Origin of the sequence: Vibrio sp. 10N.247.311.51, from assembly GCF_041467855.1 — a bacterium.
Classification (GTDB): Bacteria; Pseudomonadota; Gammaproteobacteria; order Enterobacterales; family Vibrionaceae; genus Vibrio; species Vibrio coralliirubri.
In genome coordinates, this window is record NZ_JBFSVK010000052.1 from 1 (window position 1) to 12,651 (window position 12,651).

The 12,651-nt window shown below is 38.5% G+C and carries 11 protein-coding genes and 1 pseudogene; 8 read left to right on the forward strand and 4 right to left on the reverse strand.

Annotated elements, in window-relative coordinates:
• Positions 1 to 522: 522 nt before the first annotated feature.
• Positions 523 to 1,785, reverse strand: a complete 1,263-nt coding sequence (locus AB6E85_RS25315; protein ID WP_372144712.1) for a sensor histidine kinase — start codon at positions 1,783 to 1,785, stop codon at positions 523 to 525.
• Entirely contained in the window at positions 1,782 to 2,447 is a 666-nt protein-coding gene (locus AB6E85_RS25320) for a response regulator transcription factor (protein WP_372144714.1), read from the reverse strand. The genes AB6E85_RS25315 and AB6E85_RS25320 overlap by 4 nt, the downstream gene beginning before the upstream one ends.
• Before the next feature lie 83 nt (positions 2,448 to 2,530).
• Here AB6E85_RS25320 and AB6E85_RS25325 point away from each other — a divergent pair, with 83 nt between their 5' ends.
• The 8 genes and pseudogenes from AB6E85_RS25325 (at position 2,531) to AB6E85_RS25360 (ending at position 8,262) form a co-directional block, all read left to right on the forward strand.
• Positions 2,531 to 2,899 (forward strand): YgiW/YdeI family stress tolerance OB fold protein, encoded by a 369-nt coding sequence (locus AB6E85_RS25325; RefSeq protein WP_372144716.1) that lies wholly within the window; start codon positions 2,531 to 2,533, stop codon positions 2,897 to 2,899.
• 27 nt (positions 2,900 to 2,926) lie between these two features.
• Positions 2,927 to 3,292 carry a YgiW/YdeI family stress tolerance OB fold protein gene (locus AB6E85_RS25330; RefSeq protein WP_372144718.1) on the forward strand — a complete coding sequence of 122 codons (366 nt, stop codon included), beginning with the start codon at positions 2,927 to 2,929 and terminating at the stop codon, positions 3,290 to 3,292.
• A 530-nt stretch (positions 3,293 to 3,822) separates the two neighbouring features.
• A pseudogene (locus AB6E85_RS25335) lies at positions 3,823 to 3,942 on the forward strand (IS200/IS605 family transposase); the annotation flags it as partial.
• Between the two features lie 366 nt (positions 3,943 to 4,308).
• A complete protein-coding gene (locus AB6E85_RS25340; RefSeq protein ID WP_372144720.1) occupies positions 4,309 to 4,500 on the forward strand; it encodes an ANR family transcriptional regulator in 192 nt (63 codons plus the stop codon).
• A 72-nt stretch (positions 4,501 to 4,572) separates the two neighbouring features.
• Positions 4,573 to 4,914, forward strand: coding sequence for a NirD/YgiW/YdeI family stress tolerance protein (locus tag AB6E85_RS25345; protein WP_372144732.1), 342 nt, complete (start codon positions 4,573 to 4,575; stop codon positions 4,912 to 4,914).
• Between the two features lie 126 nt (positions 4,915 to 5,040).
• Complete coding sequence (locus AB6E85_RS25350; protein WP_372144722.1) at positions 5,041 to 5,985, forward strand: TonB-dependent receptor; 945 nt, start codon at positions 5,041 to 5,043, stop codon at positions 5,983 to 5,985.
• A gap of 70 nt (positions 5,986 to 6,055) precedes the next feature.
• Positions 6,056 to 7,189 (forward strand): BamA/TamA family outer membrane protein, encoded by a 1,134-nt coding sequence (locus AB6E85_RS25355; RefSeq protein ID WP_372144724.1) that lies wholly within the window; start codon positions 6,056 to 6,058, stop codon positions 7,187 to 7,189.
• Between the two features lie 2 nt (positions 7,190 to 7,191).
• Positions 7,192 to 8,262, forward strand: a complete 1,071-nt coding sequence (locus AB6E85_RS25360) for a DUF4056 domain-containing protein (protein ID WP_372144726.1) — start codon at positions 7,192 to 7,194, stop codon at positions 8,260 to 8,262.
• A gap of 371 nt (positions 8,263 to 8,633) precedes the next feature.
• On the opposite strand, the gene AB6E85_RS25365 is transcribed toward AB6E85_RS25360, so the two are convergent.
• Both AB6E85_RS25365 and AB6E85_RS25370 read right to left on the reverse strand, forming a co-directional pair.
• The gene (locus AB6E85_RS25365; protein ID WP_372144728.1) at positions 8,634 to 10,151 is read right to left on the reverse strand and encodes a DUF1501 domain-containing protein; all 1,518 of its coding nucleotides are present in this window, start codon (positions 10,149 to 10,151) and stop codon (positions 8,634 to 8,636) included.
• Positions 10,152 to 10,158: 7 nt separating this feature from the next.
• Complete coding sequence (locus AB6E85_RS25370; RefSeq protein ID WP_372144730.1) at positions 10,159 to 12,153, reverse strand: DUF1800 family protein; 1,995 nt, start codon at positions 12,151 to 12,153, stop codon at positions 10,159 to 10,161.
• Positions 12,154 to 12,651 lie beyond the last annotated feature (498 nt).

Consider the following 12,651-nt stretch of genomic DNA (forward strand, 5'->3'; position numbering starts at 1 on the left):
AGAAACGCCCGAAACGGGGTAGCTCTATTTTTAAATCTAATTACGCAACAAAGCCGCTTCAAGTATATTGATTTAGGAGATGTTTAGTTCTGACATTAGAAAACTGCCAGGAAGGTGCATCAGCAGCCGGAATCTTATACAAAAAAAGCAGCGGCTAAAAGTTACCTCTTGGAAGTTATGGTTGCTAGTGCCTGATTTTTAGCCTGAACGAAATCGCTGAGCAAGCTTACAAGGTTTTGGCTATCTAAAATCCAGTGTATGTTGTTTAAGAATGACTCAAACCTTAGGCGGTTTGGTTTCTGTTTGAACTAGTAAAAATAATGTAACTCAGCACATTTTGTGCCTATCTAATATTTGCCCTATTATTGTTTACAATGAATTCACGTCGTGCGTAGCGGAACTATTGGTAGCACGACGTGAAGCAAGTTGACTTTTCTTAAGTAAGGTTACAAAAAGGCGGACGAAATCAACATATAATTAAACTATTTGTTTGGAGGTCCAATAAGAACTTACTACGCATAATTATGTACCTAAGTGAGTATTTTCTAGGGCTTTAGTAGTGTTACTAAAGTCAATCTGGCTGATAAAGTGGTTTTGATTCTTGTCAATCGAAAAAGACCATCCCATTTTTTGGCTTACTCTTTCTACAATCACAAGTCCGACACCATAACCTGCAAGATCTTCTTTATTTGCGCCATATTGATTGTTAACAATCAAGCGAGTTTGATTTAATTGGATATGAATAGTCTCTTCGCCATAGCTAAATGCATTTCTAAGTAAGTTGTTGATGGCAATCGTAACAAAACTTACAGGGGATTCCACACTTTCAGGGTCATGCTCTTCATAAGATACCTTTACTTTCTGGTGTCTAAATAGAGTTGATAATTTATCAATTTGATTTTCAACTATCAGACCGAGGTCGCATTTGTCTATTCGATCCTCTGCGATATGCTCTTTACCAAGGAGCAGAAATGCGTCAGTTAGCAGTTGCATCTCTTTCGAGGCGCTTTGCATACGTTCGACCGTTTTTTCACCGATTCGACTCGCTGGATCAAAATTCACATCTTTCAATAGTTCCACTGACCCAGCAATGACAGCTATAGGGGTACGCAGTTCATGGGAGGCAAAGCGATTGAACTCATTTTCTCGTTGTAGGAAATGCTCTAAATCGTCCTGGCTCTTAATTAGAGATTCTTCAATGTTTTGAGTCTCTTTGTATTTAGTTTCGATCTTTATTTTTTTATTCCGAAGACCAACAGATCTTGCTTGAGCTTGTAAAATTGAAAGTGGGTGAGACAACCATAATGAAAGTAAGTAGCAGTATAAGAAGATGATTAATGTTGCACCGATCACTATAGTCATTGAATTTTTATAAATCTCGGACTCATACGGATCTAGAAAATCATCTTCATTGTCTTTGAATACGATATAGAACAAAATATTGCTATTAGGCATTCGGCTGATAATAAAGTGTTTGTCTTCAGCGCCGAGCATATGTTCGTATAGACCTATTTTTTTATATTCGGCCAGCCAAGCGGGTAAAACATTGGGTTGGGTTAGCTTATAATAGTCAAATACTTCAGGAGCGGGCTGATAATCAGGGTTGCCTTCGATAGTTTCAATAGTGACTCGCTTAGCTTCACTTTTGAGCCATTGGTGCAAGCTTAATTTTTCTAGTTTGGTCTCTCCTACGTAGACTACGCCCCAAAAACTGCCACACAGCGTCAGTATCAAAAGCGCTAGCGTTATTCTTACACTAGTGAATAGGCTAGGTGTTGGTCTCATGACAGCTTGAACCCTTTACCAAATACGGTTTCCAGTTGAGTCTGGGAGCCTTGTTTACTTATTGTGTTTCTTACTCCGTAAATATGGCTGCGTAGAGCGTCACTATTGGGTTCACTATCTCCCCAAATGTGTTCAATAATGTCTGACTTAGTGACTAGATTTGGCGCTTTTTTGATAAGCAGTAGTAGTATTTTGTATTGAATAGGAGGAAGTTTTAGCTGGTTACTGCCAAAATTGACCTGCTTTTGTTCGGTGTTTATTTGAATGTCTTTAAAAGTTACGATAGCAGAGACCATCTTGTTCGTACGATTGTATAAAGCGGTAATCCGAGCATATAGCTCTTCTAAGGAAAAAGGCTTAACGAGATAGTCATCGGCACCGGAATCAAAACCTTCTAAGCGATCTTCTAGCTTATCTTTTGCACTGAGGTATATGATTGGGACTGTCTTGTGCAGTTCATTACGTATTTTTTTGACTGCACTAATGCCATCCATCTTAGGCATCATAATGTCCATTACTACAACATCGAAAGACTGCTCCTCAATAATGGAAAGAGCGTCTTGGCCGTTATAGGCAAAATCAACGATACAGTTTCGTAATTCTAGGTAGTCGGCGATTGTTTCTGAAATTTGGAAACTATCGTCAACAAGTAAAATTTTCATATTTCCCTTCACTCCTTCTTCACATTCTTGTCATTAGTATACCTGTAACAAAGATTAGTTCTCAAAGTAAAAGGTATACAAGCATGAAAAAGTTATTATCAACGGCTGCACTTCTAACGGTTTCTTCATTTACATATGCTCAAGGTGGGTTCACTGGCCCAGCTTCCGAGCAAGCTAATTCCGAAAGATCTACAATATCTGTTGCACAGGCTAAAAGGATGTCAGAAGATAGTATGGTGACCTTAACAGGCTACATTGTTGAATCTTTAGGAAAGGAAATGTACTTGTTTAAGACCGCTGACAGTAGCGACACTATTGAGGTAGAAATCGAAGCCGAAGAGTGGAGAAATATAACCGCAGATGACAAGACGTTGTTGAAGATCGTAGGTGAAGTCGATAGCGAATGGGGTAGCAATTATATTGAAGTAGAGTTTCTTAAATTGGTACAATAACCGAGTATATTCTATTTCCGGAACATTATGAAGAGATTGATAATCATACTAATATTAGTAGTACCTTGGTTTACTCATGCTCGAGGTGGCTATATAGGACCTGGTGTAAAATACGAGCTCTCTGAAAATGCAACGATCACTGTCGCAGAGGTTAAGCAGATGTCAGATGGTAGTGTTGTGTCTCTCACTGGTTATATAATTAAAGCTTTGGGCTATGAAATGTACTTGTTCAAAACTAATGATAGTGATGACACTATTGAACTTGAGGTTGACCTTGAAGAGTGGGAGGGTATTATTGCGGATGAAACTACATTGTTGACCATTGTTGGTGAAGTGGATAGTGATTGGGGTAGTACCTATATTGAAGTAGACTATTTGACTCTAGCAAAATAGCCATGTCCAACCTGGACTGTATTTATGAAAACTCAGCAATTAGTGCTGAGTTTTTTTATAAAATAAAAAAGACCCTAAAGAAACCATCATTTACGTTATGTGAGCGTATTAACTGAATAATAGGCGTAGCATTGTTCCGTTTGATGATTATATCCAACGGATAAAAAATATTAGAATGCTAGCGGCCTGATGTTGTTGTAGGCTGTAGGTATTATAAATTCACTCTTTCACTAAATATCATAGTTAACTACATCGGATATTGGTGGAAATATTATAGTCACATCGGAACGTAAAATTAAGCACATCATAAATGCTATATTTTTCTATGTCAAAGTTCAATCTCAATTCTAAATCAAAAAAAATGTGTACTTTAGTAAATCTACGGCATATTTTAAGAACTTAATTTCTATTGACTCCTCAATACCACCATCTAGGGCAGTGGTGATGGTTCCTTGAGGCTAAAATAGCCTCAAGAAGTTCTAATGTTAGAAGTAACCTCTTATTCACCACCAGCAAGAGGAAACAATGACATGGGCGATTTCAGAAGTTCATAACATGTCTATTGGCGTAGAAAATACCATATCGTTTGGACTCACAAGTACAGGCATGAGACTTGGAGAGATACGGCAGGGAAATCACTTACTCGCTCGAGGGTGTTTTTTAGATACGGAAGCAAGATAAACAGGACATAGAATATGAACAACAATTGCAGTTATTGAAGAACTAATATTGCGGACGCCCCCTTCTAGGGGAGGGAAAGCAAAACCGTCTTCTAAGAAGGAGTTGTGTTTTCTACTCGGGATGAACTACGACCTAACTTGCAATCTACATAAATATACGAATTTTTAACATGTCGCATAGTAAAATTAAAATAACATATGGTCATAGTGGTTCGGATAAATAGTTTAATTTATACGCTTGTCGTAAGATGGTAAATATAGGTTTATGTGATTTGATACTATATCTTTTTTTTGATAATTCACTATAAATAGAGTTATTGTTTTATGGTTAATAACATGCAATATGATGAATCGGTTTTGCTAAGTGAATATGCAGCAGAATTAGAAAGAAGAGGCTATTATTTTGAAGCGTCGGCAGAATGGTTCAGGGCGGCAAGAGTTTCTAGTTCAAAAGAAAATAAGGCTTGGTGCATAAGTCGATATGAATTTTGCCGAAGGAAGATGACGTTAGAATATGGGGTTCAATAATGTTTTTATGTTTACGAAGATCATGAAACAACATAGGCAAGGTTAGTGAGTGATTGTATTAAGTTAGTAATCATGTTGATTTTTATAGTGTTTTTCATAGCTAAAAGTATGATGAGCGAACTAGATCGTCGATCTAATGAATATAGGTATTATTTAACAACTGCTAATGACATTATCGATAGCGACTTATTAATCGATGGCTTACCGGTAGCTTTGGTAGGCAAGATTGTGGAATATCATGGTGATGATATTTATACGTTTCGAGATGAAACAGGGTATATTAATGTTGAAATCGAATATGATAATTGGATGATGCAGGCTTCTACCACTCAATCCATAGTAGAAGTCAATGGAGAGGTCGATAAATCATTCATAGGAATAAGAGTAGATGTTGATTTTATTAAAAACCAATAACAATCTAATAAATCACCCAAGTGTTAATTAAAAGTGTCTTCAATTAATGTCGTAAAATGGCTATTAAGTAAAACTAAGTGCTTTATTATTCTTAATATATGAATTAATACATAATGTTTAAAGCACGTGAAAAAATCAATCCCAACAAATCCTATTATGAGTGCTGTCTCAAACGTTGTTCGGCAACCATTCAAGCATAAAAATAATTTATTAGCATTAATAAGTCTTCCGATGCTATTGCTATCCACTAGCGTAAATGCACAATCACTTGAGTTACCTATTTGGAGGTCCGAAGCAGAAGAACAAGGCTATATTTTACCCGAAGCTTTCGGTATCAGTGTTGGCTATATGCATGTAGAACAAGGAATTAATGTTGACTCCATCAACTTTGATGGACTTAAACTCGGTAGCATGCCAATAGGTCAAGACTCAATAGGTATCGAAACAACTGGAGGCCGACAAAGTAGCGACGTATTAACCTTAAGAGCCGATATGTGGCTTTTTCCCTTTCTTAATTTTTATGCCATTGGTGGGAAAATTTCTGGGTATTCAGAGACTAATATCAGTGTTGATATTAAAGGTCTACCAATCAAATCAGCCCAAAACTTGCCATTTCAATTAGATCTTGAAGGTGACATGTATGGCGGGGGCGTTGTTATTGCAGGCGGTTTCAAAAACTGGTTTACGATAGTTGATGGTAGTTACACTAAAACCAATCTAACTATCATTGACGGTGGAATCCAATCTATTGTAGTCACACCAAGGTTTGGTTATGACTTTGCCTCTCGTGGCGTACCAATTAGAGCTTGGGTTGGTGGTCAATATCAAAATATTCAGCAAAGCCTATCAGGTAACATATCAGATTTAGATTTACCTCCGGAATTACATAACCTTCTCGATCTTGTAAATAAAGATAATGATGGGCACTTTAACGTTGAGCAAAGCCTAGCAACGGATTGGGCACCAGTAATGGGCTTCCAATACACTATCAACTCAACATTTAATCTCATTGGTGAGTTTAGTTTTGGAGAGCGTAGAAGTGCATTTATTACGTTAGATACTCGCTTTTAAATGAGCCTTAAATTCTATTCGTACACCTAAATTAACGATCTTGTTATCAAGAAAATTGAGACTCATCTTCATGTATCTAAAACTAATATTCTACATTGCTTTCGTTTGGAGCTTGTCTATTCAACTTACTTTGGCAGAAGAGGAGAACAACTGGGCAGAAGTTGCTCTGGAATACCTAGGATCAAGTGAATCCGTTGATGTTTCCGATGGGAACATCGATTGGGGAGTACTACCCGGTCCATTTTCTAATCCAGAGCAAGGTTTTGGGGTCGGGGTTGCTGTTATGGGACTGTATGCCCCGCAGGGAGAAAATGCCGGAAATCAGCTCTCAACGATTAACATTTCGGGCTATGCATCGACAGCAGGCACTTACGGGGTCGGTTTAACAAACTCCACCTATCTTAATCAAGACAGTATTAAGCTAAATTTAACAACTTGGATAAGCCAAACCCCAAGTCAATTTTGGGGCATTGGTCGAGAAGCAGCGGAAGAATCATCGAACAAAACAGAGCATGAAGCATTGTATTTTAATGCTGAACCATCTATATCGTTTCAGTTTGCGCCCAATTTCTACTTTTTGACGGGCCTTGATTACACCATCTTAAGAAACCAGAAATCAAACGGAAGTTCTTTAACAAAAAAAGATCTCGAAGATAAAAATAATGTTGGCCTTATTTTCGGCTTGGAATATGACAGTCGTGATTTTATCCCAAACCCTTATAGAGGCCGATATGTGTTGGCAGAATACAAAACCTATTCCAAGAAAATGTCATCGGATTATGATTACCAGCAACTAACCCTAAATTACCGTGAGTTTATCCACGTAAATAAAAGCAATATTCTCGCGGCTGATTTTTTCATACAAGGCTTGAGTGACGAAGATAATTTACCTTGGTTTGCTATGAGCAAAATGGGAGGCGATGAACGGATGCGTGGCTACTACTCTGGTCAATATCGCGATCGTATTCAAGCTTCGGCACAACTTGAGTACAGACATAGATTCAATAACCGTCATGGAATAGTGACATGGGTAGGTGCGGGAAACATAAGTTCAAAAATGGATGAACTAACTGATACGAAGTGGCTTCCCACTTATGGTGTTGGTTATCGCTTTGCCTTTAAACCTCGCGTGAATGTTCGCTTAGATTTTGGGTTCGGAAACGAAGAATCTGCGGTTTACTTTAATATCAATGAAGCATTTTAACTATGAAACTAATATATAAACTAAGTTTTTTCTTATCAATAATAAGCATGAATGCCTTTGCCATAGAGCCACCAACAGGAGTTCGTCCGTGTTGTGCCTTTGGAACTGGCTTAAAGGCCGAGTTAGGGTCTGTTCCTGTGCCATTTTTTTCCCTTGAGAACGTCGTCGAAGTCAGTGAGTTAGATCAACATAAATACAACGATGGCTCAGAAAGTGTTACTAGCAGATTATTTGGTGGTGCGGAAGAGAAAAATGGCATTATCTATACCGAACGTGGTGGTTTTCTCGATACCGCACATATTCGTGATACGGCTGACTATACCTATTATTTGAATACAGAGCTGAGAAAACATCTAGGTACAGATTATCAAATCGTACTACCAGATGAACTTCGTTCACGTATCATCCAAATTCACCCTCAAGACATTACGTTCAAAACAGAGAAAGAACGTATGGATGCTATCTATCAGTTAAGTGGATTATTGGCTTTTAGATTGGCTCAGTGGCATGAAATTGCGCAATGGTTTGGTGTTGAATCTGTCGGTGGATTTAAAGAGTACGCTTCTGCATTTTCTACTGAAGATCTTTATTCAAACTTAGTCGGAGCAATTATTGCGACTCAAATATTGCAGAAAAATCCAACTATCAAGATTACTGAGTATGAAAAGGCATTCTCATCTCAACTTCAAATGGTATTAAAAAAAATGGGAGCGGTAAGTAAGGAGAAAACCATAAAAGAGTTAGAAGCCATCGACGGCCAATGGTGGGATAGTTTAGAGCGTTTACCTGAAAAATGGGTTGTGAAAGTCCGCGACTACACACTTAGTTTAGAGATGACGCCAGACTTTGGGGATGAACCTTATTCATTATCTATTCGTCATCTTAAAAAAGTTGAACAATGGGCTGAACTAACCTTGGTTTCCTCAGATAATGAATCTGTTTTCGCATCCTTACCTAGTACTCTAAAAAATAAGCCTACTTGGACCCAAGCGGATTTTGAAAAACTGTCAAAATTTGCCAAAAAAGAAGACGATAAAATGCCCCAAAGCAATAATGAGCTGTTGTCTGAATAGTTATTTCTCTAAATGTGAATTAAATGGTCGATCGACTTAATCAAATTTTTTTGAAATTATTTTAATCTAGAGACAGTTCTTCCATACGATAGCTGGAAATTAAGTAGTCACATCGAAGATATATGAGACGTTAAGATATATTAGGCGCAGAGTAGAAGTAACAAACAACTATGGTAATTTAATAATTAGTAGCGTGGAAGCTTTTTTCTGGGGTTATTAAGAAAAACCGCCTTATTATAAGGCGGTTTTGTTGGGGTAGAGTATTTAGAGATAAGTAATAAAAGTTGATTGCTACATGCTTATATTAGGAATAGCATAATTATTTTCTTATGTAGCACTTTATTACGCATAAAAGATTAAACTAAACGTAATTAACCAACACCGTTTACTAGCCCTGGTATAAGTGATTTTGTTACGGGTTCACTACTTGACCTAAAGTTTAACAAGGTGGGAAAAACAGCATCTAACAAGTTTTGGTCTAAACCATACCAGCTTGCTGCTGTAGCAAATAATTGATCAATACTTGTTGTTGGTATATAACGGCCCTGATCACTAATATCATGTTTGCCGCCAAGTGATAAACTTGTTGGCGTATTGTCTCTGTGATAGGTTTGATTGCCTGATACAGCTCCGCCAGCAATAAACTGATGGCTAGACCAAGCGTGGTCGGTTCCTCCGTTGTTTTCTTGTCCTGTACGCCCAAAGTCGGTTTGTGACATAACCATGACATTACCCCATAAGCCTTTACTTTCCATTGCAGTTTTGAAATCCCACATTGCTAGTGAAAGTTCTCGAAGATAAGCTGCATGCTTGATATCTTGGCCTGTATGATGATCAAGCCCACCTACTTTTACGAAAAAAATTTGTCTATTTGGAGCACTAGGGTAGTAGGGGTGAGAGCCGGTTGCTAGCTCTATTAAGCGCGCAACTGAAGCTAACCCATTGAGCATTGATCCTTTTAAGGTTCCGTCATTAGTGTTCCGTCCATTGGAGGACGTTAGGCCCGTATCGTTCGTTCCGGGAATAGCAAAGAGATCTCCACCATATACATTGTAGCCATTGAGTGGAAGGGTATCCCATAAATTTACTAATTCGGTAGTGTTATCTACACTTGAAAATATCTTGGTTCCTATGAGTCTTGCTATCTTATTATCGTTTGACTCATTATACTTTTGAGAAATACTTAATGATGAATTTTGGTTGAACTTGTCAGGTTTTACAGAGTTTAACGACATAAATTCAGCTCCCCCCTGCATGATCTGTGCTGAACCATCAAGAGAAATATTAGGCCCCGAGGCGCTGCTTCCCATTGCTTGGTGAACACGGCTCGCCCAGCCATCTGAGAATAGTTGTTTTGAATTACCATTATGTTGGAGTTTACGCTGATTATTATGGCCCATTAGTTGAGGGGGCTGCTCTGAAATAGGGGCACCTTTTACGTACGGGGAAACTAACGTACCAATATTGTTTACCGTAGCTAAATCGCCGTTTTTATACATTGCGGCTAACTCTGGCATTAATCCATTTATACCAATGTGTTCATTGCCCACATCATAATACCCCTTAGTATAACACTGAGTTATGTCACCTCCAGTCCCAGTCCAGTAAGGATTTGAGCCATCCGTAACTGGCGACCCTAGTGGTAAATTGTTAACAGCTAATCGTGGTCTCATTGCTGAATACGTGCCATGATCAAAACTAGTTATTGGTTCTGAGGCCTTAATCGGTGGAAACATGCTTAATGTGTCGTTGCCACCCTCAAATTCTATTACTACCATAGCTTTGTAGTCACCGGCCGCAGCTTTGGCGGGGTGAGATAGTAATGATATAGGTAGCGCTGCTGCGGGAACTGAACCTACAAGGCCCTTAATAAAGTCTCTTCTTTTCATGATTTTATTACCTTTGTAGTAGGTTGTAACTGTTAAACACCATCGTTTGAATCGCATCTCCGATGGTATTGATGGAACATTCTAGTGCTAGCTGTTCTCCGACAGCTTGCCCTTCTCGACATTGCCTAATGGGAAATGGGTCGGCAGCATCGAAGTGCGCTATGAGTTCTTCAATCATATCATCTGGTAGAGTATTGTGATTTACTTTTGAGTGTAGGTGATCTATTAGCGCTCGAATCGCGGGTTCTCGAAGTTCATGCTTAGTGATATTCGTTAAGTCACCATCAAGGTGAGACTTCAAAAGTTCAATTTCTTGAGCGTAGGACAGCACTAACTTTGCTTCATTACTTGGCCCCCAAGTTTGCCCCCACTCAAAAAGGCTTGAACAATAACCCCCTCCACACATGCTTCCGCTCGGAGACATAATTAGTTCATAAGGCGAGTTCTGGATTATGCCTCTTGTATAAAAAGTGAGTTTGGCTAGCGAGGCGTCAGTGTAAAGGTCTAATGAAGGAGCTAGTAATGATGTTTCTTCAATATTGTATTCTTTATCTGCTGGATAAAAGTTAAAAACCGTAGGCGAACGTAGAGGGCCATAACCAAACACAGTGATAGGGTTAATAATGGCATAAATGCCCTCAGTTGCGTTTGATTTGAATGTATTACCACTTATCGTGGAGATGCCAGGTACCTTTTGGACAGCAAACTTTTTCATTATGTCAGCCATGAAAAATACTGGTTCTTTTGTTCGTCCATAACTATCCAAAGTATAGTACTTTGCATCCCGAGCTTCAGGGTGGAGCAAGATAGCTTTAACTACAGAAGCCATATCTCCTTTTGTACCTGTACCATTGTCTTCGAAGACTTTGACAATATCAGCTATGTACTCTTGAGTAGGATTGGCTGTAACCAATTGAGATATGAGAAAGCTAGATACATGCGGAGCGATGTTGCTTGAAGCCATCAAAATATCGATAAGAGAATCTAAATCTTCTTCAATAGTCTGACCTGCAGGAATTGTGGTACCAAGAACTGTCTTTGCTTGTTTGTCATGATAACTCTCGTCAGTAAGCATAGGTGAGCTATATTCACCATTGTTGTAGTTTGCGCGACCAAAGTTCTCACCTTTTCCGTTGTAGTTGTCATTATCTATGTACCAGCCTGTTAGCACTCGACTAACTTCAATTATATCGTCAAGAGTGTAAGTAGGAATTGGGTTACCTTCCGAATCAGTCTTTAGTGATCCATCTTGATTTAATTGGTTTAAACCAAGAGAAAATAATTGCATAATTTCTCGAGCAAAGTTTTCGTCAGGTCTTACAATACTACCGTCAGACAATGTCGTTAACTTTTGGTTACCTTCATGGGATAAGAATACTCCCATTGTTGGTGAAATAGCGATTGCCTTTAAGATATCTCGATAGTTACCAAAGGCATTGGTATAGAGTAGGTCATAGTAATAAGCTAAAGACTCACCTCTACGATGAAGAGGTGTTTCTGTATGAGAAACTACTAGTAATTGACTTAATGCATAGGCGACCCGGTTTCTGAGCAAGGTCTCAGACTCCAGTGTACCCTCCCACCAAGCATAACTTTGGTATCTTGTTAAATCGAAGCTACCTCCGGCTTGACCTGTTGTTGATAAATTGTTAAAGCCGTTATATTCAGGATGTTTCTCGTCGAAAATAGCATTACTTGGGTCGCTATGATGAGCTGTAGCTTTCGTTGCCTGGAAGTAAGAAAAATCTTGCTCCATGGCTATTTGTGAATCAATCCAATCGCAGAGGCTTTGGCTTTGCTTTATTTGATCAAGCTGCTCGCTAGTTACCCCTAGTGTTGCTTGTTGCGAGAAACGATAAGCGTCAAAAGGTTGAGGGGAAGTTTGGGTGCTACAAATATCTGGATCTGTTGGAGGTGGGGTGGGAGAGTCCGAAGAGCTGTCATTACATCCTGTCAGTATGAACAATGATATCAATATATTACATGTGGTATTGACTTTCATAGAGTAGTAATTTCCTTTTATAGTTTTTGATAATGTTAATTTTATAAATAGCTAACTAAGAAGAGAGTTTAATAAACCGGTTGGCGGTACCACTTCTTACGTTAAGAAGTTGTTTATATATAGCTCTAGTGAATTCCTAATTTAGGTTTTATGACTTCAATAGCTTGGTGTAACTCACCATTGTTAAGAAATTTCCAGGTACCGATTTTTCTACCAGCCCTCTGGATGAATATGATTGAGTTTGTCGACTCAGAGATGCTGAGAGTATGTAACGTGCTAGAACTGTTGGGGGAAAAAATACAAATCGGTTCTTGATTTAGGTAAGTCAAGTATTGAATTGGCCTGTCTAACAACATAGTCTGGGTCTTTTTGTAATAGTTTGATTAGAAGTTATTATTTTAGGGTAATTGATTCCTTTCCACTTACCATTTTATGCCATTGTTATGTAGTGGTCAACAAATTCCGGACACTGACTTAAGCCGATTTTCGGCATTTACT